Here is a 24194-nt window from a genome sequence, read left to right as displayed (position 1 = left end):
TGCGCGTACTTCGCGGACGGCGGGGGTGGGGATGCCGGTGGGGGCGGTGGCGTGGGTCATGCGGTCGGGGCGTCCTCGTCGATCAGGGCCCGGACCTCGTCCGCGCTGAGCGCGTCGATCTCCGCGAGCAGCAGCTCCTCGACGGCGGCGGCCGTGCCCGCGACCGTCGGCGCCTCGAACAGCACCCGCACCGGAAGGTCGAGTTCGAGCGCGGCGCGGAGCCGGGCCAGCACCCGGACGGCGAGCAGCGAATGGCCGCCGAGCGCGAAGAAGTCGTCGTGCGCGCCGATCCGGTCCGCCTCCAGGCCCAGCACCTCGGACCAGGTCTCGGCGACCAGGTGCTCGGCGTCCGTGCGGGGCGGGACGCGTTCGGCGACGGCGCCGCCGGTGGCGGCCGGTGCGGTGGCGGGGGAGGGCAGGGCGGCCCGGTCGAGCTTGCCGCGGACGGTCAGCGGCAGGCGCTCCAGCGGCAGGCAGACGTCCGGGACGAGGTGGGCGGGCAGCACGGCGCGTAGACGTCGGCGCACCTCCTCGCCGTGCGGCGGGCGTTCGGGATCGGCGGGAACCAGCCAGGCGGCCAGCAGCTGTCGTCCGGCCTCGTCGTGCAGGTCCACCACGGCCTGGGCGACGCCCGGCTGCCCCAGCAGCGCGGCCTCCACCTCGGCGGGCTCGACCCGGTGGCCGCGCACCTTGAGCTGGCGGTCCCGGCGGCCCAGGAACTCCAGCGAACCGTCCGGCCGCAGCCGGGCCAGGTCGCCGGTCCGGTACATCCGGCCGCCGGTGAACGGGTCCGCGGCGAACCGCTCCGCCGTCAGGTCGGGCCGCCCCAGGTAGCCGTCGGCCAGGCCGTCCCCGCCCAGCCACAGTTCGCCGGGCACCCCCGGCGGCACCGGCCGGCCGCCGTCGTCCAGCAGGTGGGCGACGGTCGCGGCGATCGGGCGGCCGATGCCCGGGCGGGCGGTCGCGTCGGCCGGGCCCAGCCGGCAGGCGGTGGCGATCACCGCGGCCTCGGTCGGACCGTAGGTGTTCCACAGCTCGACGCGGTCGCCGAAGCGCTCGCGCCAGGCGGCGACCGCGGCCGAGGACACCTGGTCGCCGCCCAGCACCACCGTGCGCAGCGCCGGGGGCCACGGGACGGCCGGACCGGCCGCGACCAGCTCCTGCCAGTACGCCGTCGGCAGGTCGAGCACCGTCAGGGTGCGGCCCTGCGCGCCGCCCAGCCAGTCCGGGAGCTCGGCGGACGGCACCGGCAGCAGGACCACCTCCGCGCCGTGCGCCAGCGCGGGGAAGACCTCCTCCACGTGCGTGTCGAACCCCGGCGACGCGAACTGCAGCACCCGCTCGCCCGGGCCCAGCCCGTACGCCGCGCCCATCCAGCGCACCCGGGCGAGCAGCGCCCGGTGCGGGACGGAGACCGCCTTCGGCTCGCCGGTCGAGCCGGAGGTGTGGAGCACGTAGGCGGGGTCGGCGGGGGAGGGGAGGTGCGGAGGCGCGAACCCGCCGTGCGGGGCGGCGGGTCGGGGGACGTCGAGCGAGGCGGGGTGGGTGGCAGGGGTGTTCGGCGTGCGGGGTGCGAACTCTCCTGGTGCGGAAGGCGGTTGGGGAGCGTCGAGCGGGGCGGGGCGGGCGGTGGGCAGGTCGGAGTCGACGGCGGGGGCGTCCGGGGTGGCCAGGACGGCGGTGGCGCCCGCCCCGTGCAGCACGGCGTGCAGGCGCGGCGCGGGCAGGGCCGGGTCGAGCGGGAGGTAGGCGCAGCCGGCCAGCAGGATGCCCAGCATGCCCGCCAGCAGTTCGGCGGAGCGGGCGCCGTACAGCCCGACCGGCGTGCGCGGGAGCGCTCCCACTGCGCGGACGGCGGCCTCCGCCCGCCGGGCTGCGGCGATCAACTCCCGGTAGGTGAAGGACCGTTCGCCGTCCCGGAGGGCGACCGCGTCCGGGGTCGCGGCGGCCTGCCGCAGCAGCAGGTCCAGCACCGTCTCCGGGTCGTCCGGCACGCCGTCCGGGCCGCGCAGCAGCGCGCCGTCCTCGTCCGGGGAGAGCAGGGAGAGGGTGGTGAGCGGCCGCTCGGGCTCGGCGAGGGCGTGACCGGCCAGGATCGGCAGGCGGTCCAGCAGGGCCTGGGCCGCGGCGGCGTCCAGCACCGCCGGGTCGTACGCCAGCAGCAGGTGCAGACCGCCGTCGGCGGCCGGCCAGGCGTCCAGCGAGGTGTCGAAGGGCGTCGGCGCGGGCAGGCCGGGCAGCGACTCCACCACGAGCGGGCCCGCGTCGGCGGCCGGCGCGGCGGCGGACTCGGTGTGCAGGTTGAACCAGTGCCGGAACAGCTGCCGCTGGCCCTCCCCGCGCGCCGTGCCCAGCTCGCCCAGCAGCCGCTCGTACGGCACCTGCGGGTGCGAGAGCGCCCCCGTGACGGTGGAGCGGGTGCGCGCCAGCAGGGCCGCGAACCCGGCCCCGCCGCCGAGGTCGGCGCGCAGCGGGAGGACGGTCGTGAAGCAGCCCACCAGGTGCTCGTCCGCGCTGCGCTCGCGCCCGGCCGTCGGCGCGCCCACCACCAGGTCGTCCTGCCCGGTGTGCCGGCCCACCAGCAGCTGGTAGAGCGCCAGCCAGGCCATGAACGGGGTGCAGCCGTGCTCCCGGGCGAAGCCCTCGACCGCGGCCGCCGAAGCGGCGTCGACCTCGGCCCGCACCCAGTGCGCCCGCCCGTCCGCGGGGTCGGCGGGGCCAGCGGGGTGCGGCGGCGGGGTGCCCGGCGGCAGGCCCCGGCCGGGCGGGGCGGCGAGCTCGGCCGCCCAGTACGCGATCGCCCGGTCCGCCGCCGGACCCTCCGCGCGGGCCCGCTGCCACATCACGTGGTCGCCGAACCCGCCCGACAGCGGCGGCAGTTGCGGCTCCCGCCCGTCCGCCACCGCCCGGTGCGCGGCCAGCAGCTCGTCCAGCAGCAGCCGGATCGACCAGCCGTCCGACACCAGGTGGTGCGCCGCCAGCAGCAGCACGTGCGTCCGCTCGCCCGTCCGGTACAGCTCGACCCGCAGCAGCGGTCCCGCCGCCGTCGGGTACGGCCGCCCGCCGCACGCCTCGGCCAGGCGCAGCGCGGCGGCCTCCGGATCGGGCTCGTCCCGCAGGTCGTGCAGCGCGACGGGCACCTCGACCCGGTCGGCGACCCGCTGCACCGGCACGCCGTCGACCTCCGCGAACGACGTCCGCAGCGGCTCGTGCCGGGCCACCACGGCGGCCACCGCCCGGCGGAACGCGTCCGGGTCGAGCGGGCCGGTCAGGCGGCGCAGGGTGACCAGGTTCTCCGAGACGTCCGACGGGTCCACCTGCTGCAGGAACCACATCCGTTGCTGCCCCGGCGTCAGCGGGTACTCGCGGTCAGGCATGCTGCTGCTCCTCGGTGAGACGGGCCAGCACGGCGCCGAAGCCGGCCGGGGTGGGGGACTCGAAGAACGCCGAGGCCGGGACGTCCACGCCGAACCGCTCGACGATCCGGGCGGCGATCCGCACCACGGCGAGCGAGTCCCCGCCGTGCGCGAACAGGTCGTCGTGGTCGCCGACCCCCTCCCGGCCCAGGACCTCCCCCCACAGCGCACGCAACTCCGCGACCGGGCCGGCGGGTTCGCGCTCCGCTTCCGGACACTCCGCTCCCGGACGCTCCGCCGCGGTCGGAGCGCCCGGAGCGGTCGGGGCGGTCGGAGCGGTCGGAGCGGTCGGGCGGGCCGGACGGGCCGGACGGGTCGGCGGCGGGACGGGCGGACGCCACGGCCCGGCCGTCCGGACACCGCTCAGCGCGGCCTCCGGACGCTCGGCCAGCAGCGCCAGCAACTCGACCAGCGCGTCCGCGAACCCCGCCACCGCCGTACGCGCGAACCGCTCGCACGGGTACGTCAGCACCAGCTCCGCGCCCTCCGGCCCGACCCCCGCCGCCAGCACCAGGTCGTACGCACTGCCGTCGACCTCCTGCCCCCACGGTGCCGCGTCCAGCTCCGGACCCCAGCCCGCACCCGGACCGTCCGCCGCGACCTCCGTGCGCTCCACGAACAGCACCTGGAACAGCGGGTGCACCCCCGGCGCGCGGCGCGGGGCCACCGCCGACACGATCCGGTCGAACGGGGCCGCCTGCGCCAACCCCGCCGCCAGCGCCTCCCGGACCCGCGGCGCGAACGCGCGGAACGCCGGATCGTCCGCCAGCGACACCCGCAGCGGCAGCAGATCCGTGAAACAGCCCACCACGGCGTCCAGTTCGGGGTGCGGGCGGCCGCCCGACACCACGCCTACCGTCACCTCCCGGCGCCCCGCACACCGCGCCAGCAGCACCAGGAACCCGGCCAGCAGCACCGTGTGCCCCGTCAGCCGCGCCCCGTCACCGACCGCCCGCAGCCGCTCCACCACCGCACCGGGCACCCGGGCGGAGACCGTCGCGGTACGGCGGTCACTGCCGCCGGGGGACTCCGGCGTCTCCAGGCCGAGCTCCAGCACCGGGGGAGCGCCGTCCAGCAGGTGCCGCCAGTAGGCCAGGCGCTCCGGCAGGACGCGGTCCAGGCGGGACCGGGACCAGGCCGCGTAGTCCGCGTACTGCGGGCGGTCGTCGGCGGGCGGCGGGGTGGTGCCGGCGCGCGGCGGGGCGGTGCCGGTGGGGGACGGAGTGCCGTCCGCGGGCGGGGTGTCGTCGGTGCGGTACGCCGTGGCCAGCTCGGCGGTCAGCAGGTCCGCGGAGCGGGCGTCCGCCGCGATGTGGTGGCACACCAGCAGCAGCCGGTGCCGGTCGGCGGCCAGCCGCAGCACCGTCAACCGCAGCATCGGCCCCGTCGCCAGGTCGAAGCGGTACCCGCCCGCCTCCACGGCCAGGGCGGCGGCCAGCGCCTCGCGTTCCGGTTCCGGGGCGAAGGAGAGGTCCAGGAAGTCGATCAGCGAGGAGGCCCGGGCGGCGGTCAGGGGCTCCTCGGGGCGGAACTGGACGGGCTCGCCGTCGACCTCCGCGTAGCGCGTCCGCAGGACCGGGTGCCGGTCGACCACCGCGGCGAGCGCGGCCGTCAGCCGGTCCAGGTCCAGCGGGCCCTCCAGCGCCAGGCCCGCCGTCACCGGCGGCGACGCGACCGGGCCGCCGATCCGCTCCGCCAGCCACAGCCGACGCTGCTCCGCCGAGCACACCACCGGACGGCCGTCCCGCGGCAGCCGGGGCACGCCACGGACGGCCGTGGCCTGCCGACGGGCCGCGAGCAGGCGCGCGGCGAGGGCGCGCCGGTCGGCGGTGGCGGGCCCCGGCGGGGTGGCGGCGGTGGCGGGGGATTCCGGTGGGGTGGTGGCGCTGGCGAGGGTCGGGGCGGGGGTTTCCGGCGGGGCCGTGGCGGGGGCGGGCGTCGGGGGTGCCGCGAGGATGCGGTCGGGCGGGTTCACCGGGCGTCCCCGGCGAGTTGGTGCGGGGCCTCCAGCAGGGCCTTCATGCCCGTCAGCAGGGAGACCACCTGGCGGCCGTTCAGCAGCCGGTGGTCGAACGCCGCGCCCAGGTGCACCAGGCTGCGGGTCCGGAAGCCGGTGCCGTCCGGGTCGGGCAGGACGGCGGTGCGCGGGGCCGCCAGGGACAGCGCGCAGGCCTGGCCGGGGAAGACCACCGGCAGGGCCAGGGCGACGCCCGGATCGGTGTGCAGGGTCAGCGTGATGTTCGCGCCCTGCAGGTCGCGGTCGCGGAAGGCGCCGCGCAGTGCGGCCATCCGGTGGCCCATCATGGCCCGGGACAGTTCGCCCAGCGACGAACGGTCGGCGTCGTGCAGCACCGGGACGAACAGGCCCGCGCCCAGTTCGAAGGTCACCCCGATGTGCGCCCCGGGCACCAGCCGGGTGCCCGTCCCGTCGGCCGTCAGCGCCGCGAAGCAGGCCGGATCGGTGGCCCGCCGGGTGGCCAGCGCGGCCGCCGTCAGCTCGGCCAGGCCCACCAAACTGCCGACCGACGCCGCGAGTTGGCGTCCGGCGGCGAGCGCGTCGGTCACGTCCACGTCCACGGCGGTGAACGCCGTCGGCACCTCGCGGTGCGAGGCGGTGACGGTTGCCGCGACGGCGCGCTGGTTGCGGGACAGCGGGGCGAGCACCGTCCCCGGCGGGTCCGCCGGGGCCTGCAGCGACTGCGGGGTCTGCGGTACTTCGGGAGCCTGCGGTGCTCCCGGGTTCCGCGGGGTGGGGGCGGACCGTTCCGCCAGCGGCTCCGCGGCCGCGGCCGGGGTCGTCGCCTGCTCCGTCGCCGCGAGTCGCGCCGCCAGTCGGTCGACCTCCGCGCGGCGCACCACCGGTACGTCCAGCGCGAGCGCCGCCGCCTCGGGGATGCCGAGCTCGGCCAGCCGGGCCCTGGCCGGGGCGGTCAGGACCGGTCCCCCGGCCCTCGGCGCCGGGGAGTCGGCGGACGCCGCCGGAGGCCGCCGGGCCTCCTCCAGGGAGGACGCGTCGGGGTGCAGCCGGGCCAGCAGCTCGCCCGGTGCGCACTCGCGACCCGCCGGGACGAGCAGCTCCAGCAGCCCGTCGGCCGGTGCGGCCAGTTCCTCGACCGCCTTCGAGGTCTCCACCTCCAGCAGCGGTTCGCCCTCGGCGACCTTCCCGCCGTCCTCGACCAGCCACCCCAGCAGGGTGTACGCCGCGTCGTTGGTGTTGACCTTCGGCATCCGGTACTCGGTCACCGTCACCGCCACCGCTCCTCTCCGCACTCCGTCGACCCGCGTTCCGTCGCCACCTGCTCCGCCAGCGCGCGGACCGCCCGCCGGATGTCCTCGTCCCGGACGAACACCTCGTCCTCCAGGTGCGGCGCCGCGGGCACCGGCCGGTCCGCCGCCGTCAGCACCCGCACCGGCGCCCGCAGCACCGACCAGAGCCGGGTGTGCAGCGCCTGCGCCACCTCGGTCCCCCAGCCCGCGCCGGGGGTGCCGTCCTCCACCACGACCACCGCCGGGGCCCGCCCGCACAGCTCGGCCAACCGGTCGGCGTCCAGCGGGTACAGCCGGGCCGGGACCAGCAGGCGCACGCACAGCTCGTCCTCCAGCAGCAGCGTGCGCAGCGCGCCCACCGCCCGCCGGGCCAGGCCGCCCGGGGCGATCACCACCGCGTCCGGCCGCTCCACGCCCGCCGGGCCGACCACGGCGGTGCCCAGGGCCGATCCCAGTGCCGAGCCGCCGTCCAGCCGCCAGTGCAGCACCTCGTCGACCGTGTCGCCGGTGAACCGCCGCTCGGTGTACAGCACCTTGTCCTCGAACAGCACCGACGGGTTGCCGGTGGACAGCGCGTGCCGCACCAGCGGCACCGCGTCGTGGAACGGGCTCAGCTCGTACAGGTCCAGGTCGGGGACGCCCGTCAGGTGCTTCTGCGGGCTCTGGCTGTGCGTCGCCCCGTACCCGCGCCGCCCGCCGACCGGGCAGCGCACCAGCAGCGGCACCGGCACCCGGCGGCCGTACATGGAGACCGACTTGGCGGCGAAGTTCACCAACTGGTCGAAGGCCAGCGTGACGAAGTCGCCGAACATCATCTCGACCACCGCACGCTCCCCGGCCAGCGCCAGGCCCGCGCCCACCCCGGTGATCGCGCCCTCGCTCAGCGGCGTCGACCGCACCCGCTCGCCGAACCGGGTGGACAGGCCCCGGGTCACCTTGAACGCCCCGCCGTACGGGTCCGAGACGTCCTCGCCGAGCAGGTGCACGGACGGGTCGGCGGCCATCAGCTCGTGCAGCGCCCGGTTCAGGTTCTCGGCGACCCGCTCCGGTACGGCGTCCTGCGGCACGGGGTTCGCAGGTACGGCGTTCTGCGGCACCGGCTTCTCCGGTACGGCGTTCTCCGGTACGGCGGGGGGCGTGGACGCGGTGCGGGCCCGGCCGTCCGACGGCGGGCGGGACACCACCTCCGCCACCAGGGCCTCCACCAGCGCCGACTGCTTGGCGTCCCAGGCCGCGAACCGCTCCTCGGACGCGCCCGCCCGGACCCGGTACCAGTCGCGCGCACCGAGGACGGCCAGCTCCTCCGCCCCCCGGGTGTCGTCGCCCTTGCTGTGCGGGCCCAGCCGCGGGACGTCCAGCTCCACCACCAACGGGCCCGCGCCGGACCGCACCTGCTCCAGCAGCGGCGCCAGCTCGGCGCGCAGCGACGACACTTCGCTCGTCGACGAACGGTGGTGGGCGATGCCGAACGCCGCCGCCCGGGCCCCGATGCTGCCCGCCAACTGCCGCTCGGTCGGCGTGGACTGGGCGATGCCGTTGTGCTCCACCACCACGACCAGCGGGGCCCGCCACAGCGCCGCCAGGTTCAGCGCCTCGTATACCGCGCCCTCACCCCAGGTGCCGTCCCCGACGAACGCCAGCGCCAGCGCCCCCGCCCCGTCCCGGGCCCGGCGCAGCGCCGCGCCGACCGCGACCGGCAGGCTCTCGCCCTGCACGCCGGTGGAGAGGAACCCGTCGGTGTACAGGTGCTGGCTGCCGCCCGCGCCGCCGCACACCGCGCCCTGCCGCCCCAGCACCTCGGCGAGCAGGCCCTCCGCGTCGCCGGTCAGCGCCAGGTAGTGGCCGTGGCCGCGGTGGTTGCTGAACACCATGTCCGCCGCGCCCAGCAGCGGCGCCAGCGCCACCGGCACGTACTCCTGGCCCAGGCAGGTGTGCGTGGTGCCGCTTACCAGGCCCTCGCCGAACAGCCGCAGCAGCGCCAGCTCGACGTGCCGGATCAGCAGCAGCGCGGCCAGGTCCGCGTCGTCCGGCTCCGGGCCGGGCGGGGGGTTCAGCACGGCGGTCACTCCTCGGTCGTGGTGGCGGCGGTCGTGGTGGCGGTGTTCGTGGGGGCGTTCGGGGCGGCGCTCCGGCGGCGGGCGGCCAGCAGGCGCAGCGCGGCGGCGCGGTCGAGCGGGGCCGCGGTTCCGGTGGGCTGCGCTCCGAGCGGTGCTCCGGACGGTGCTCCGAGCGGTGCTCCGGGCGGCAGCGGCTCGGCCAGGCAGCGTTCGAAGGCGTCCGGGTCGAGGCCGTCGACGAACGCCAGCGCGGCCGAGCGCGACGCGGCGGACTGCCGCGCGTAGTGCGCCGGGTCGTCCAGCAGCGCGTCGAGCGCCGCCAGCCAGGGCCCCAACTCCTGTGCGGGAACGACCGGTTCGGGACGGGCCGCGCCCGGCTCGCGGCGGTACGCGGTGACCGGCCGGACGGGCAGCGAGCCCGGCACGCCCAACTTGGCCTCCAGCAGCCCCCCGACCGCCGAAGCCAGCACCGGCACGCCCCGCAGCATCGCCTCCACGCAGGTGTAGCCGAAGGTCTCGTCCCACAGCGAGGGCATCAGCAACACCCTTGTCCGGGACAGGACTTCGTCGATGTCGTCCACCGGAGGGATCACCGTGACGTTCGGCCGCCGCGCCAGCTCGGCCCGGTCGGCGGCGTCCGCGCCCCAGGTGGGGACGGCCAGGAACGGCACCTCGGGCCGGGCGTCGGCCAGCCCGAGCAGCACCGAAATGCCTTTGTACCCACAGGGGTTGACCATCGTCACCGCTCCCTGCCCGGGCCGCCCGTGGAGCGGGAACGGGCCCGTCCCGTACACCTGCGGACGCACCACCTCCGCCGTCAGTCCCGCGTGCTCGTGCAGGTACGCGGCGGCCGCGTCGCTGACCGCGACCAGCCGGGCCGCCCGCCGCACCAACCGCGTCCCGGCCTCGCTCGGGTGGAACGCCCCCGGTCCGAAAGGGAGTTGCTGGATCGTGTGGACCAGGTACACCACCCGGTCCGGCGTCGCGCCGAGCGCCGCTCCGAGCATCAGGTGACCCGGGTCGTCGCCCGGGACGAGGGTCCGGTCCGGACGCAGCCGCTCGGCCACCGCGCGGACGGTGCGCGGCAGCAGGGACGGCGAGCGCACCGCGTGCACCGTGACGCCGTGGTGGGTGTAAACGACGGTGCCCCCGTCGTCGGAGCGGACCGCCGCACCGCGCTCGACCAGCGCCCGGACGGCCCGCCCGGGCTCGACGGTGGCCAGCGCGCCGGTCAGCGGGCCGACCACCTCGCAGGTGTGTCCGCGCGCGGCCAGCCGCTCCAGCAGCAGCCGGTTGGAACGGTTCGCGCCGCCGTGCGACGGCAGGTGGATCAGGTTCTGGGCGAGCAGGATCCTCATCGCGCCTCCTCCGGTGCGGGCGCGGCGGTGGGTGTCACGGAGGTGGGTGTCACGGCGGTGGGTGTCACGGTGGCGGGCGCCGCGGCGGTGGGTGTCGCGGCGGTGGGTGTCGCGGCAGTGGGTGGCGCGGTGGCGGGCGCCGCGGCGGCGCGCCGCTCGTGCAGGCGTTCGCGCAGCCGTTCGCGCAGCCGGGCCCGGTCGGCGGGCGAGAGGCCGTGCAGCGCCCGGTCGGCGGCGGAGGAACCGCGCAGCGCCCGGGGACGCGGCGGGTCGGTGAGCAGCCCCGCCAGCCGGGCCGCCGCCGCGTCCAGGGCCTCCGTCGGACGCTGCGGGCCGGTGACGGCGGCCGCGCGCAGCGGCAGGTCGTGGTCGGCCGCCGCCGCACCGATCGCCGCGGCGAGCTCCGGCGTGCGCCAGCGGTCGGCCGGTACGGTGCGGGCCAGGCCGAGGCGGGACAGCCGGGCCGCGTTGTCCGGGCGGTCCACCCCGTCCGCCATCAGCACCTGCGGGGTGCCGGCCGCGAGCGCCCGGGCCAGCGTGCCGATGCCCCCGTGGTGCACCAGCGCCGCCGCGTGCGGCACCGCCCGGGCGAAGTCCAGCCCCGGCGACCAGCGGACGTTCTCCGGCAGCGCGTCCGGCAGCAGGTCGCGGTGCCGGACCACCACCAGGGTCGGCAGGCCCGTCCGCCCGGCGGCCGCCAGCAGCGCCGGGTAGTAGTCGGCGGCCAGCATCCGCCCCGTCCCGCCGGTGGCCAGCACGGGACGCGTCCCGATCGGGAGGAGACCGTCGAACGGGTCGTCGGAGGAGGGGGGTCGGGCCCCCAGCGCGCGGGCGGAGGTGTCGGCGAGCGGGAAGCCGGTCAGCGAGACCCGGGCCGGGGCGCGCGGGCCCGCGGCGTCGAACCAGCCGGGCCACAGGCCGAGTTCGGCGTCCGCACCGGTGAACCAGGCCCGCCAGTCGGGCACTTCGGGCAGGCCGAGGCCGTCGCGGACCTCCTGCAGCCCGGCGGCCAGCTCGGCGCCGTACAGGTACGCGGCGACCGGCACCGCGAGCAGTTGCGTCGGTGCGAGGGCCACCCAGGCGACGGGCGCGTCCAGCAGCTCGGCGGCGAACCGCACCGAGACGGCCGAGGTGTGCCGTCCGACCAGCACCGTCCCGCCCGGGACGTGCAGGTCGGCGAGGGTGCGGCACTCGGCCGCGATCTGCTCGAACAGGGCGTTGCGGCGGTAGAACCCGGCCCAGCCCGCCTGGTGCGGGGCGCTCCCCAGCAGGCCCGGCGTGTCCGCGAGCACGCTCTCGAACTCGGTCTCGCCGTCGATCGCAGCGAAGTCCAGACCGGCGCCCTCCGCCGCCGAGCGGTACGGCGCGTGGGTCAGCAGCACCGCCCGGTGACCGGCCCGGACCAGCGCCGCACCGAGACCGACGAACGGCAGCACGTCGCCGTCGCTGCCATGAGTCACCACCAGGAACAGGGCCATCGGAGCGCTACGACCCCTCGGCCAGCAGCGCGCGGATCTCCTCGTCGCTCAGACCGTCCAACTCGGCTTCCAGCGACGTGAGTTCGGCGAGATCGGCGGATTCGAGCAGGGTCTGTTCGACGGCGGAGACGGCGCCGGCGAGGGTGAACCCCTCGGTGAACAGGCGGTCCAGCGGCAGTTCCACCCCGTAGGCGTCCTGCACCCCGGCCAGGAACTGCACCAGCGCGAGCGACGTCCCGCCCGATGCGAAGAACTCCGCCTCCGGTCCGGCGGGCGCCACGCCCACGGTCTCCGTCCACAGCCGCGCCACGACCTCGCCGATCCCACTCACCGGGCCACCCCCGCCCGCACGGGCTCGTCGACGGCACTGCGGGCAGGCAAGACGTGCATGGCGGATCTCCCGAACGAGGGCAGCCGGCGGGGTGGGGCCGGGCCGGAAAGGGGTGGGGAGCCAGCAAGGTGGGAGCGCTCCCACATTGGGCGCCGCCATTCCAGCAGCGGCTTTGAGCCCCTGTCAATGGATCGCGCCGCGAGAAACCACCCCGTGACCTGGGGTGTTCGCCATGCCCATGTCGCAAATGCCACGACGTTCGGCCCGGCCCGTCCGCTCGACCGGGCAGTGCGAGCGCGGCCCTGGGCGCCCGGCCGGGAGGGGATCGCCGCACGCGGGCAGGGCCGAGTGCCGCAACGACCCGAACGCGCCCGGGGCGGTGTCCGGCGTCAGCCCGAGAAGGGTTCGGTCTCCTTGAGGAAGCCGCGGACGGCGAGGAACTGGCTGAGCGAGTCGCGGTGGGTGTCGCAGGCGAGCCAGGTCTTGCGGCGGTCGGGGGTGTGGAGCTTGGGGTTGTTCCACAGCAGGGACCAGGTGGCGAGGTCGCGGCAGCCCTTGGTGGAGCACTTCGGGGGGCCGTCGGGGCCGTCGGGGCCGGTGGGGGTGCCGAAGAGGGGGTGCGCGGTGTCCATGGGGTCGATCCTACGTCCGGGCATGACGACGCCGGGCAGCCACGGGGGGAGCTGCCCGGCGTCGGTCTGTCGCTCCGACGGGGGATGCGGAGCGCTATGGAAGTATGGCACGGCCGGGGGGCCGTGGGTGGGCCTGTCGGGTGATTAATTTGAGGATCGTCTGAGCTTTCGGACGGTCATACCACCACATGAACGGACATACCGGACGAGCGGGTTGAGGGATTCTCAGCTCTGTGGCCGGTTCTCGCCGGTGGCCGCCCCGCCGCCGCCCGTGCCGCCGGGGCCGAGCATCAGCGGGGTGTCGGGGGGGAAGGCGAAGGTCGAGGGCAGGCCGGGTGCGCGCTCGCGGCCCGCGTTGGCGATCAGGACGGCGAAGTAGGGCAGCAGGATGCCGCCGGCCAGCGCGACGAAGGCGAGCCAGCGCTGGACGTCCCAGAGGATCACGGCGAGCAGCACGCAGGCGGTGCGGATCAGCATGGAGACGACGTAGCGGCGCTGCCGTCCCCGGACGTCCTCGGTCAGGCTGCTGCGGGCCCCGGTGATCCGGAAGACCTGGCCGTCGTCCGTGTTCTTGGGCATGTCGTCCCCATCCAATCCTCGGGTCGGTGCGGCCCCTACGGTCGACCACGGTAACCCCGCTGACGCCGATCGGACCCACCCGGGTCCGCTCGACGCGCGGTGGGCGTTCAGGGGGTGCGGCGCAGGTACCGGACTGGGACGGCGTCGGTGAGCCAGACACCGTTCGCGGACACCCGGAACTCGTGCCCGGCCAGGGCCATCGCCGCCGCGTCGACCTCCAGGACGACGGGTCGGCCGTGCCGGGAGCCGACCCTGACGGCCGTCTCGGTGTCGGCGGAGAGGTGGACGTCCCGCCGGTTCATCGGGCGCAGGCCCTCGGCCAGGATGAACGGGAGCGTCCGCTCGGCGGTGCCGTGGAAGAGCACGTCGGGCGGGGTGGTGGCGGGCAGGCCGAGGTCGACCTCGACCGTGTGGCCCTGGCTGGCGCGGATCGAGCGGCCGTCCTCGGAGTAGGCGAAGCGGCGCTTGTTGTTGGTGGCGACGACGTGGTCCAGCTCGGCGCGGCTCAGCGGGCGGCCGTGCCGGGCCAGGGCGGCGAGCAGGGCGTCGACGCCGACCCAGCCCGCCGGGTCCAGGGTGACCCCGACGGCGCCCGGGTCGTGCCGCAGGATGCGGGAGAGCATCTTCGACGTCTTCACGGTGCGTTTCTCGTCCATCGGGGTCCCCCTCGGGTCCGGGTCGGCTCAGGAGGCCTGGCTGACCGAGCTCATGTTGAAGTCGGGCACCCGGACCGGCGGCATCGCGGCCCGGGTGAACCAGTCGCCCCACTCGCGGGGCAGGCAGCGTTCGGTGCGGCCCACTTCGGTGATCCGGCCGAGCAGGTCGACCGGGGACTCGTTGAAGCGGAAGTTGTTGACGGCGCCGACCACCTCGCCGTCCTCGACCAGGTAGACGCCGTCCCGGGTGAGGCCGGTGAGCAGCAGGCTGGCCGGGTCGACCTCGCGGATGTACCACAGGCAGGTCAGCAGCAGGCCGCGCTCGGTGCGGGCGACCATCTCCTCCAGCGTGGGCGCGCCGGGGGCGGAGGTCTCCAGCACCAGGTTGTCGATCGGCGGGGTGTGCGGGAGGCCGGCCAGGCCCGCGGAGTGCCGGGTGGTGAGCAGGTTGGCCAGGCGGCCCTCGCGCAGCCAGTCGGTGGCGGTCAGCGGGGAGCCGTTGTCGAACACCGAGTCGTTCTCGCCGGAGGAGTGCGCGAGCACGAACGGGGCGGCCTGCAGGCCGGGTTCGGCCGGGTCGGAGCGCAGGGTCAGCGGCAGCGGGCTGAGCCGCTCCCCGACCCGGCTGCCCCCGCCCGGCCTGGAGAACACCGAACGCCCCTCCACCGCGTCCCGCGCGCCGGCCGACCAGGACAGGTAGACCATCAGGTCGGCGACGGCCGAGGGCGGCAGCAGCGTCTCGTAGCGCCCGGCGGGCAGGTCGACCTTCTTGCGGCCCCAGCCGAGGCGGCGGGTCAGGTCGGTGTGCAGGGCGGTGACGTCGACGTCGGCGAAGTCCCGGGTGGCGGCGCCGGCCCAGGCGGAGCCGGACAGGTCGGCGGTCTTGGCGTTCAGCTCGACGGTGCCGGTGGGCTGGTCGTGGCGCAGCCGCAGGCCGGTGGAACTGCCCAGGTAGGAGGTGGTGCGCTCGTGCCGGGCGAAGCCGTACAGCAGTTCGCCGTTCGCCCGGGCCCGGGCGAAGGCTTCGCCGAGGGCGGGGGCGAAGGAGGCGAAGACGCCGATGTCGGTGGTCTCGGGGGCCTCGGTGAAGCGCGGGTCGGCCGCCCGGCCCGCGATCAGCGGCTGGGCGTCCTCGGCGGGCTCGGCGGCCCGGGCTGCGGCCTCGGCGGCGCGCACCAGCTGCTCGACCCCGTCCAGCGTGACGGCCTCCTGGGCGACCACGCCGGAGGCGGTGCCGGTGGCGCCGCCCACGGTGGCGACCACGGTGAGGCGGCGGCCGCGGGTGACGCCGTTGGTGGTGAGGCCGTTGCCGGCCCAGCGCAGGTTGGCGGTGGACTCCTCGTCGGCGATCACCACGCAGCCGTCGGCGCGGGAGAGTTCGAGGGCGCGTTCCACCAGCTCGTGGGGGTGCGTGAGGGACATCAGTGACCCGCCTCCTGCTGGGTGTTGAGCACGTTGACCTGGCGGAACAGCGCGGACGGGCAGCCGTGGCTGACCGCGGCGACCTGGCCCGGCTGGGCCTTGCCGCAGTTGAAGGCCCCGCCGAGCACGTACGTCTGCGGGCCGCCGACGGCGCTCATCGAGCCCCAGAAGTCGGTGGTGGTGGCCTGGTAGGCGAAGTCCTTGACCTGGCCCGCGAGTTCGCCGTTGCGGATGGCGTAGGCGCGCTGGCCGGTGAACTGGAAGTTGTACCGCTGCATGTCGATCGACCAGGAGCGGTCGCCGACGATGTACAGGCCGTTCTCCACCTGGGAGACCAGCCCGGAGGTGTCCGGCCCGTCGGCGGCCGGCTGCAGCGAGACGTTGGCCATCCGCTGCACCGGCACGTGCGCCGGGGAGTCGGCGTAGGCGCAGCCGTTGGAGCGGCCGAAGCCCTTCAACCGGGCCATCGGCCGGTCGAGTTGGTACCCGACCAGGACGCCGTCGCGGATCAGGTCCCAGGACTGGGTGGCGACGCCCTCGTCGTCGTAGCCGATGGTGGCCAGGCCGTGCTCGGCCGTCCGGTCGCCGGTGACGTGCATCAGCTCGGAGCCGTACTCCAGGCTGCCCAGCCGGTCGAAGGTGGCGAAGGAGGTACCCGCGTAGGCGGCCTCGTAGCCCAGCGCGCGGTCCAGCTCGGTGGCGTGGCCGATCGACTCGTGGATGGTCAGCCACAGGTTGGACGGGTCGATCACCAGGTCGTAGCGGCCCGCGGCGACGCTCGGCGCCCGCATCTTCTGCGCCAGCAGCTCGGGCAGCTCGGCCAGTTCGGCGTCCCAGTCCCAGCCGACCCCGCGCAGGTACTCCCAGCCGCGGCCCGCGGGCGGCGCGACGGTGCGCATCGAGTCGAACGCGCCGGTGCGCTCGTCCACGCTGGTGGCCTCCAGCCAGGGGTGCAGGCGCACCCGCTGCTGGGTCGTCACCGTGCCCGCGGTGTCCGCGTAGAACTTGTTCTCCTGCACCGTCAGCACCGCGGCCGACACGTGCGACACCCCGTCGGCGGCCAGCAGCCGGGCGGACCACTCGGCCAGCAGGCCGGTCTTCTCCGCGTCCGGCACGTCGAACGGGTTCACCTCGTACGCGGAGACCCACTCGGCGTCCGGGTACACCGGCTCCGGGGCCAGCTCCACCCGCTCGCCCGAGCCCGCCGCCCGGCTGATCCCGCCCGACAGCCGGGCCACCGCCACCGCCTGCTCGGCCACCGCCGCGGCCGCCTCCGGCGTCAGGTCGACCCCCGCCGCGAAGCCCCACGCCCCGTCCAGCAGGACGCGGACGGCGAAGCCCAGCTGCACCGTGTCCGAGGAGCCGGCCGGCCGGGCGTCCCGCAGCCGCCAGGACGCCGAACGGACCCGCTCCAGGCGGAAGTCGGCGTGCGACACCCCCAGCTGCCGGGCCCGGGACAGGGCCGCGTCCGCCAGCGGGCGCAACGGGTAGGAGAGGAACTGAGGATCCAGCGCGGAGGGGGGCATCGGGCTCCCTGGGTCGAGGGTCGGACGCGACGGGCCGCCCCCGGCCGAGGGCGCACCCGATCGCATCATCCCCGTCCGCAGGGCGTACGGCCAGCCAATATCCACCGCGCCGCGCTGACGGCCCGTCAGGGGCGGGTCACGTCAGCGCCTCCCACCAGCCGTCCAGCTCCGGCGGGTTGGCGACCTCCACCCGCTGCCCCGGGCGCGGCACCGCCAGCGGCACGCCCTGCGCCTTCGCCTCCGCGAGGAGCCGCTCCACCGGCTCCGCCCACGGGTGCGGCGCCAGGTTGAAGGTGCACCAGTGGATCGGCAGCAGCAGGCCGCCGCGCAGCTCCAGGTGCGCCCGCACCGCCTCCTCCGGGTTCAGGTGGATGTCCGCCCAGGCCGCGTCGTACGCGCCGATCGCCATCAGCGCCGCGTCGAACGGGCCGTGCTGCTCGCCGATCCGGGCGAAGCCCTCGAAGTAGCCGGAGTCGCCGGTGAAGAACACCTTCCGCTCCGGGCCCGCCACCACCCAGGAGCCCCACAGCGTGGTGTTGCGGGCCAGGCTGCGGCCGGAGAAGTGGTGCGCGGCGGTCAGCGTCAGCGTCAACTCGCCGAGCGTGCAGGTCTCGTCCCAGTCCAGCTCGATGATCCGGTGCTCCGGCACGCCCCAGCGGCGCAGGTGGCCGCCGATGCCCAGCGGCACCGCGAACGGCGCCGACTGCAGCTCCACCAGGCGGCGCACCGTCGCCATGTCCAGGTGGTCGTAGTGGTCGTGCGAGATCAGCACCGCGTCCACCTGCGGCAGCTCGGCCAGCTCCACCGGCACCGGGTGCAGCCGCTTGGGGCCGGTCAGTTGCGAGGGCGAGCAGCGCTCCGACCAGATCGGGTCCACCAGCACCCGGCAGCCGTCCAGCTCCAGCAGCGCCGAGGCGTGCCCGAACCACGTCACCGCGACGCCCCGGGACGCCCCGCCCGACACCTCCGGCACCGCCAGCGGCACCGGCGCGGTCGGCACCCGGCTCTCCTTCTCGAACAGCATCCGGCGCAGCGTCCCCGCGTCCGGCCGCCCCGGGGCGTCGTGCGCGACCTCGGACGGCGCGTTGTGGAACACCCCGTCGCGGTACTGCGGGGACGACCGCAACCGCGGGTCCGATCCGTCCGGCCGCCGCCCGAACTGGGCCGGCACCTCGCGCAGCGCCCAGGCCGCCGCACCCGCCAGCGCCAGCGCCGCCAGTGCCGCCAGCCTGCGGCGGCCCGTCCGGCCAGGGTGTGCACCACTCATCGCGTCCGCTCCGATCGGCTCGCATCGCCTCGGCGCCCCGGCCTCTCCGGAACGCCCTCGGGGCAACGCCCGCCACCGGCCCGGCGTTCCCCACCCCCGCGCACCCCCCGTTGTGGGGATACGACAGTTCTCGCCGGACGCCCCTGTGGGAGGCCGCTTCGCCCGAGCTCGCACCCTACCGATAGCGTCGCTGGTGGCTGCCCGTGCAGCCGCGCACGCACATCGGACGCACGTCGAGAGAATGAGGTGGACCTTTGAGCCGCTCGGTACTGGTCACCGGAGGCAACCGGGGCATCGGCCTGGCGATCGCCCGGAGCTTCGCCGAGGCGGGCGACAAGGTCGCCATCACCAGCCGCAACGGCGAGGTCCCGGCGGAGCTCGCCAAGTACGACGTCCTCGCCGTCCGGGCGGACATCACCGACGCCGCGCAGGTCGACGCCGCCTTCACCGAGATCGAGGCCGCCCACGGCCCGGTCGAGGTCCTGGTCGCCAACGCGGGCATCACCAAGGACACCCTGCTGCTGCGCATGTCCGAGGAGGAGTTCACCTCCGTCCTCGACACCAACCTCACCGGCACCTTCCGGGTCGTCAAGCGCGCCGCCGCGAAGATGCTGCGCGCCCGCAAGGGCCGCGTCGTGCTGATCTCCTCCGTCGTCGGCCTCAGCGGCTCCGCCGGGCAGGTCAACTACGCCGCCTCCAAGGCCGGCCTGGTCGGCTTCGCCCGCTCCCTCGCCCGCGAGCTCGGCTCGCGCAGCATCACCGTCAACGTGGTCGCGCCGGGCTTCGTCGACACCGACATGACCGCCGTGCTCAGCGAGGAGCGCCGCAAGGAGATCGTCTCCGGCGTCCCGCTGGGCCGCTACGCCGCCCCCGCCGAGATCGCCTCGGCCGTGCGGTTCCTGGCCTCCGACGAGGCCGCGTACATCACCGGAGCCGTCATTCCCGTCGACGGCGGATTGGGCATGGGTCACTGACCATGACTGGAATTCTCGAAGGCAAGCGCATCCTGATCACCGGCGTGCTGATGGAGTCCTCCATCGCCTTCCACACCGCGAAGCTCGCGCAGGAGCAGGGCGCCGAGATCATCCTCACCGCCTTCCCCCGGCCCAGCCTCACCGAGCGCATCGCCAAGAAGCTCCCGAAGCCCGTCAAGGTTCTGGAGCTCGACGTCTCCAACGCGGAGCAGCTGGCCGGCATCGCCGACCAGGTCCGCGAGCACCTGCCGACCCTCGACGGCATCGTCCACTCCATCGGCTTCGCGCCGCAGGACGCCCTCGGCGGCAACTTCCTCGACACCCCGTGGGAGTCCGTCGCCACCGCGGTGCACGTCTCCGCGTACTCCTTCAAGTCGCTCACCACGGCGCTGCTCCCGCTCATGCAGGACGGCGGCTCGGTGGTCGGCCTGACCTTCGACGCGCAGTTCGCCTGGCCGCAGTACGACTGGATGGGCCCGGCGAAGGCCGCCCTGGAGTCCACCAACCGGTACCTCGCCCGCTACCTCGGCTCGCGCGACATCCGCTGCAACCTGGTCTCGGCCGGCCCGATCGGGTCGATGGCCGCGAAGTCCATCCCCGGCTTCCCGGACCTCGCCGCGACCTGGGACTCCCGCTCCCCGCTCAAGTGGGACCTCTCCGACCCGGAGCCGGCCGGCCGCGGCGTCGTCGCGCTGCTGAGCGACTGGTTCCCGAAGACCACCGGCGAGATCGTCCACGTCGACGGCGGCCTGCACGCGATCGGCGCGTAAGCGCCCCGCTCCGGGCGCGGCCGTCCCCTCCGGGGGACGGCCGCGCCTTTCGCATTCGGGGCAGAACGCCGAAGAGCCCCGCCAGGGGCTCGGGGAACGGCGAGCCCGGGTCTGCTGACGGTTCACTGCCGGAGCGCGCATCGGCTTCCGGTTCTGTTGCGGCACGCAGCAGCACGGACCTTCGACGGGCTCCGGCCGTCAGCAGCACGGACCCGCCGTTCCCCGGGCCCCTGGTTTCGCATCCCGCGGGCTCAGCGGGTCTCCGTCTTGCAGAAGCCGATGGCGCGGCCCGCCTCCTCGGCGGCCCCCTCCGGGTCGCCGGCCCGGATCGCGTCGAGGATCGCGGCGTGCGGGACCCAGCGGTGGGGCAGCAGGTCGGGGCCGACGTCGTGGCGCAGGTGGGCGCGCAGGACCTCGCCGAGGTCGGCGTAGACGGCGGCGAGGACGTCGTTGTGGGCGGCGGCGACCACCGCCTGGTGGAACGCGGCGTCGGCCTGGATGAAGTCCTCGGGGACGCCGGAGCGCCAGGCGGCGTCCCGGCGGGCGAGCGCCGCGTCGAGCAGTTCGAGGTCGCGCGGGGTGCGCCGGAGGGCCGCGAAGCCCGCGGCGGAGGTCTCCAGGGCGGAGCGCAGTTCGGCGACCTGGTCCTGGTCGGCGTCCGCGAAGCGGCGGTGCATGACGCCCGCGAGCTCGCTGGTGGCCAGCACGTAGGTGCCGGAGCCCTGGCGGATGTCGAGCAGCCCGTTGTGGGCGAGGGCGCGGACCGCCTCGCGGACGGTGTTGCGGGCGACGCCGAGCTGGTCGACGAGCTCCGCTTCGGTGGGGATGCGCGATCCCACCGGCCACTCGCCGGAGGTGATCTGGGCCCGCAGCTGGGCGATCACCTGGTCGGAGAGCGGGGTGCGGCGAGTGGTCGACAGCGCCAAGGCGGGTGTGCTCCTTCTGTGGTCTACCTCATCAGGATACCGGCGTGCGGTAAGTCATCCCATGATTCTATGATTGCGCCATGTCTACCGCAGCAGACCCCTCCACCACCGAGACCGAGAGCCGCCCGCCAGCCACTCCGTCCGCCCCGACCACCGCCCCCGCCCGCAACGCCGCCGCCGTCCTGCTGGCCGTCGCGGTGGCCGCCGCCGCGGTCAACCTGCGCCCCGTGGTGACCAGCCTCGGCGCGCTGCTCGACCCGGTCCGCGAGGGCCTGGGGATGAGCGCCACCACGGCCGGGCTGCTGGCCGCGGTGCCGCCGCTGTGCTTCGCGGTGCTGGGCGTCTGCGCGCCGGGCCTGGCCCGGCGGCTGGGCCCGGTCGCCGTGGTGACGGCCGCCATGGCCGCGATCGCGGCGGGCGTGCTGGCCCGCTCCTTCACCGGCTCCGCCGCGGTGTTCCTGCTGCTCACCGCGGTGGCGCTGGCCGGGGTGGCGCTGGCGAACGTGCTGCTGCCGGTGGTGATCAAGCGGTACTTCCCGGACCGGGTCGCGCCGATGATCGGCCTGTACTCGATGGCGCTGTCGGTGGGCACCTCGCTGGCCGCCGCCACCACCGTCCCGCTGACCGACGCGATGGGCGGCAGCTGGCGGCTCGGCCTGGGCGTCTGGGGCCTGCTCGCGGTGGCCGCGCTGGTGCTCTGGCTGGTGGTGCTGTTCCTGCGCCGGGAGAGGCCCGGCACGGCCGCGGCGGCCCCGGCGCCCGTCCAGGCGAAGCTGCCGATCCTGCGCAGCCGCACCGCGTGGGCGCTGGCCGCGTTCTTCGGCCTGCAGTCGACCAGCGCGTACGGCGCGATGGGCTGGCTGCCGAAGATCTACCACGACGCCGGGGTGTCGGAGTCCGCGTCCGGCGTGCTGCTGGCCGTGGTGATGGCGGTCAGCGTGCCGGTCTCCTTCCTGCTGCCGAACCTGGCGGCCCGCCGCGGCGACCAGCGGCTGTACGTGGTGGTGCTCGGCCTGTGCGGGATCGCGGGCTTCCTCGGGCTGATGTTCGCGGCCGGGACGGTCTCCTGGCTGTGGGCGGTCCTGGTCGGCCTGTCGATGTGCGCGTTCCCGCTGGCGCTGACCATGCTCGGCCTGCGCGCCCGCACCCCCGGCGGGGTGGCCCAGCTGTCCGCGTTCGCCCAGAGCCTGGGCTACCTGATCTCCATCCCGGGCCCGATCCTGATGGGCGCGCTCTACCAGCGCACCGGCCAGTGGTACCTGCCGCTGGGCCTGCTGGCGCTGCTGCTGGTGCCGCAGATGCTGGTCGGCCTGCGCGCCGCCAGGGCCCGGCACATCGAGGACGAGGCCGTCGGTTAGGCTCGACGGCATGCCGGTACTCGACCCGAACCCGCAGGGCGGGCAGAAGAAGCTGCTGCAGATGCTCGGCCTGATCGCCGCCATCGTGGTGGTCATCGCGATCGTCGCCAGCTTCGCCAACGCGATGGGCTGAACCGCCCGCCGGGCCGCTTCCCGGAAGGTGCCACCCGCAGGGGTGGCAGCTTCCCGGACCACGCGACCGGGCGGCGGTTTTCTGCGAAGCTCTAGGGGTATGAGCGCCGACACCCCTCGTAGGATCATCGTCCTCCGCCACGCCCGGGCCGACTGGCCCAACCAGGTCAGCGACCACGACCGCCCGCTCGCCGACCGCGGCCGCGGCCAGGCCACCGACGCGGGCCGCTGGCTGGCGGACTCCGGGATCAACCCCGACCACGTGCTGTGCTCCACCGCGCTGCGGACCAGGGAGACCTGGAAGCTGGTCGCCCACGAGCTGCCCAAGCGGGCCCGGAAGACCGTCTACGAGGACCGGGTGTACGAGGCCCAGCCGGGCCGGCTGATCGAGGTCATCCAGGAGACCCCCGAGGACCACGCCGACCTGCTGCTGGTCGGCCACAACCCGGGCGTGCTCGGCCTCACCCAGGTGCTGGCCGGGGACGAGGGCGACGCCGAGGCGCTCAACCGACTGCGCCTGAACGGCTTCCCGCCCGCCGCGGTGGCCGTGCTCAGCCTCGCGGGCCCGTGGAAGCTGGTCGAGCCCGGCGTGGCCCGGCTCGACTCGTACTTCATGCCGCAGGACTGAACGCCGGAGGGGCGGGCCCCGCGGGCCCCGCCCCTCCCGTCGGTCCCCGCGGGTCAGTCGCCGGTGGGCGCGCCGTCCAGCTCGTCGGCGGCCTCGACCTCCTCGCGGGTCACCCCGAGCAGGTACAGCACGGTGTCCAGGAACGGCACGTTCACGGCGGTGTCGGCCTGCTCGCGGACCACCGGCTTGGCGTTGAACGCGACGCCCAGACCGGCCGCGTTCAACATGTCCAGGTCGTTGGCACCGTCGCCGATCGCCACCGTCTGCTCCAGCGGCACCCCGGCGCGCTCGGCGAAGCGGGCCAGCCAGCGGGCCTTGCCCGCCCGGTCGACGATCTCGCCGGTGACCCGGCCGGTGAACTTCCCGTCCGCGACCTCCAGGGTGTTGGCGGCCGCGAAGTCCAGGCCCAGGCGCTCCACCAGGTGGTCGGTGACCTGGGTGAACCCGCCGGAGACGATCGCCACCTGGTAGCCGAGCCGCTTCAGGGTGCGGATCAGCGTCCGGGCGCCCGGGGTCAGCCGGACCTCCGCGCGGACCTTCTCGGTCACCGCGGCGTCCAGCCCGGCCAGCAGCGCGACCCGGGCGCGCAGCGACTCGGCGAAGTCCAGCTCGCCGCGCATCGCCTGCTCGGTCACCGCGGCGACCTGCTCCTCGCAGCCCGCGTGGGCCGCGAACAGCTCGATCACCTCGTCCTGGATCAGGGTGGAGTCCACGTCCATCACGATCAGGCGCTTGGCCCGGCGGTGCAGGCCGGCCCGGACCACCGCGATGTCCACCCGCTGGGCCGCGGCCTCCGCCGCCAGCACCGCGCGCAGCTCCTCGGTGGGCACGCCCGAGATGGTCAACTCCACCGCCGTCACCGGGTACTTGGCGAGGCGGAACACCCGGTCGATGTTGCCCCCGGCCTCCGACACCCGGGTCGACAGCGCCGCCACCGCGGCCGCCGTCAGCGGGTGGCCGAGCACCGTCACGTGCGAACGGCCCTCGCCGCGGGCCCGGTTGTCGCCGGTGCCGGAGATGATCTCGGCCTGGAGCTTGTGCTCCTCGGCCCAGCGGTGCACCGTCACCCGCAGCCCGCCCTCCGCGTCCGGCGCCGCCGGGGGAGTGACCAGCGCGCACAGCGTTATCCGGCCACGGGTGACCACCTGTTCGATGTCGATCACCTCGACGCCGAAACCGGCGAGCCGGTCGAACAGGCCCGCGGTGATCCCGGGACGGTCCTTGCCGAACACCTTGACCAGCAGCGTGCGCTCGGCGTCGGTGCTCACGGGCGGCGCGGCGGAAAGGGCCTGAGCGGCCGGATCAGTTGCGTTCATGGTGCCCCCCACGCTACCGGGCCCGCCCCCGCTCCCCACGCAGGCGTCCGCGAGGTGGGACGCCGGCGGGACACCGGTCGGACACCCCGCCCGGCACCCCG

20 protein-coding genes are annotated in these 24194 nt (G+C 75.6%); 5 read left to right on the top strand and 15 right to left on the bottom strand.

Annotation, left to right across the window (positions count from 1 at the left end; translation table 11 throughout):
* Positions 1–56 precede the first annotated feature (56 nt).
* The 13 genes from QSK52_RS08035 to QSK52_RS07975 form a co-directional block, all read right to left on the bottom strand.
* Complete coding sequence (locus QSK52_RS08035) at positions 57–3377, bottom strand: amino acid adenylation domain-containing protein (protein WP_285735194.1); 3321 nt, start codon at positions 3375–3377, stop codon at positions 57–59.
* A complete protein-coding gene (locus QSK52_RS08030; protein WP_285735192.1) occupies positions 3370–5391 on the bottom strand; it encodes a condensation domain-containing protein in 2022 nt (673 codons plus the stop codon). Before QSK52_RS08030 ends, QSK52_RS08035 begins: the two co-directional genes overlap by 8 nt.
* Complete coding sequence (locus tag QSK52_RS08025; protein ID WP_285735190.1) at positions 5388–6665, bottom strand: 2-oxo acid dehydrogenase subunit E2; 1278 nt, start codon at positions 6663–6665, stop codon at positions 5388–5390. Before QSK52_RS08025 ends, QSK52_RS08030 begins: the two co-directional genes overlap by 4 nt.
* A complete protein-coding gene (locus QSK52_RS08020; RefSeq protein WP_285735188.1) occupies positions 6662–8740 on the bottom strand; it encodes a dehydrogenase E1 component subunit alpha/beta in 2079 nt (692 codons plus the stop codon). The genes QSK52_RS08025 and QSK52_RS08020 overlap by 4 nt, the downstream gene beginning before the upstream one ends.
* A gap of 5 nt (positions 8741–8745) precedes the next feature.
* Entirely contained in the window at positions 8746–10098 is a 1353-nt protein-coding gene (locus tag QSK52_RS08015; RefSeq protein WP_285735186.1) for a glycosyltransferase family 4 protein, read from the bottom strand.
* Positions 10095–11576: a glycosyltransferase gene (locus QSK52_RS08010; protein WP_285735184.1), complete on the bottom strand. Its 1482-nt coding sequence runs from the start codon at positions 11574–11576 to the stop codon at positions 10095–10097. The genes QSK52_RS08015 and QSK52_RS08010 overlap by 4 nt, the downstream gene beginning before the upstream one ends.
* 7 nt (positions 11577–11583) lie before the next feature.
* Complete coding sequence (locus QSK52_RS08005) at positions 11584–11907, bottom strand: phosphopantetheine-binding protein (protein WP_285735182.1); 324 nt, start codon at positions 11905–11907, stop codon at positions 11584–11586.
* 389 nt (positions 11908–12296) lie between these two features.
* Entirely contained in the window at positions 12297–12539 is a 243-nt protein-coding gene (locus QSK52_RS08000; protein WP_285735180.1) for a hypothetical protein, read from the bottom strand.
* Between the two features lie 225 nt (positions 12540–12764).
* Entirely contained in the window at positions 12765–13118 is a 354-nt protein-coding gene (locus QSK52_RS07995; protein WP_285735178.1) for a DUF3099 domain-containing protein, read from the bottom strand.
* Between the two features lie 107 nt (positions 13119–13225).
* A complete protein-coding gene (locus QSK52_RS07990) occupies positions 13226–13774 on the bottom strand; it encodes an RNA 2'-phosphotransferase (protein WP_285735176.1) in 549 nt (182 codons plus the stop codon).
* A gap of 27 nt (positions 13775–13801) precedes the next feature.
* Complete coding sequence (locus tag QSK52_RS07985) at positions 13802–15196, bottom strand: metallopeptidase TldD-related protein (protein WP_285735174.1); 1395 nt, start codon at positions 15194–15196, stop codon at positions 13802–13804.
* Positions 15196–16722 carry a TldD/PmbA family protein gene (locus QSK52_RS07980; protein WP_285735172.1) on the bottom strand — a complete coding sequence of 509 codons (1527 nt, stop codon included), beginning with the start codon at positions 16720–16722 and terminating at the stop codon, positions 15196–15198. Before QSK52_RS07980 ends, QSK52_RS07985 begins: the two co-directional genes overlap by 1 nt.
* A 136-nt stretch (positions 16723–16858) precedes the next feature.
* The gene (locus QSK52_RS07975; protein ID WP_285735170.1) at positions 16859–17989 is read right to left on the bottom strand and encodes an MBL fold metallo-hydrolase; all 1131 of its coding nucleotides are present in this window, start codon (positions 17987–17989) and stop codon (positions 16859–16861) included.
* Positions 17990–18243: 254 nt separating this feature from the next.
* Here QSK52_RS07975 and fabG point away from each other — a divergent pair, with 254 nt between their 5' ends.
* Positions 18244–18963, top strand: a complete 720-nt coding sequence (gene fabG / locus QSK52_RS07970; RefSeq protein ID WP_285735168.1) for a 3-oxoacyl-[acyl-carrier-protein] reductase — start codon at positions 18244–18246, stop codon at positions 18961–18963.
* Between the two features lie 2 nt (positions 18964–18965).
* Positions 18966–19733 (top strand): enoyl-ACP reductase FabI, encoded by a 768-nt coding sequence (fabI, locus tag QSK52_RS07965; RefSeq protein WP_285735166.1) that lies wholly within the window; start codon positions 18966–18968, stop codon positions 19731–19733.
* 251 nt (positions 19734–19984) lie between these two features.
* Here fabI and QSK52_RS07960 read toward each other — a convergent pair whose 3' ends face one another.
* Positions 19985–20659 carry a FadR/GntR family transcriptional regulator gene (locus tag QSK52_RS07960; protein ID WP_285735164.1) on the bottom strand — a complete coding sequence of 225 codons (675 nt, stop codon included), beginning with the start codon at positions 20657–20659 and terminating at the stop codon, positions 19985–19987.
* 80 nt (positions 20660–20739) lie between these two features.
* On the opposite strand from QSK52_RS07960, the gene QSK52_RS07955 reads away from it, so the two are divergent.
* The 3 genes from QSK52_RS07955 to QSK52_RS07945 all read left to right on the top strand — a co-directional run bounded on the left by QSK52_RS07955 (position 20740) and on the right by QSK52_RS07945 (position 22777).
* The gene (locus QSK52_RS07955) at positions 20740–22017 is read left to right on the top strand and encodes an MFS transporter (protein WP_285735162.1); all 1278 of its coding nucleotides are present in this window, start codon (positions 20740–20742) and stop codon (positions 22015–22017) included.
* A gap of 10 nt (positions 22018–22027) precedes the next feature.
* Positions 22028–22150 (top strand): SGM_5486 family transporter-associated protein, encoded by a 123-nt coding sequence (locus tag QSK52_RS07950; RefSeq protein ID WP_254897998.1) that lies wholly within the window; start codon positions 22028–22030, stop codon positions 22148–22150.
* 99 nt (positions 22151–22249) lie between these two features.
* On the top strand, positions 22250–22777 hold the full coding sequence (locus QSK52_RS07945; protein ID WP_285735156.1) for a SixA phosphatase family protein: 528 nt from the start codon (positions 22250–22252) through the stop codon (positions 22775–22777).
* Positions 22778–22830: 53 nt separating this feature from the next.
* On the opposite strand, the gene serB is transcribed toward QSK52_RS07945, so the two are convergent.
* Positions 22831–24093: a phosphoserine phosphatase SerB gene (gene serB / locus QSK52_RS07940; RefSeq protein WP_285735154.1), complete on the bottom strand. Its 1263-nt coding sequence runs from the start codon at positions 24091–24093 to the stop codon at positions 22831–22833.
* Positions 24094–24194 lie beyond the last annotated feature (101 nt).

The sequence above is a fragment of the Kitasatospora phosalacinea genome (genome assembly GCF_030268885.1).
Taxonomy (GTDB): Bacteria; Actinomycetota; Actinomycetes; order Streptomycetales; family Streptomycetaceae; genus Kitasatospora; species Kitasatospora phosalacinea_C.
This window is presented reverse-complemented; position numbering and strand designations above follow the sequence as displayed.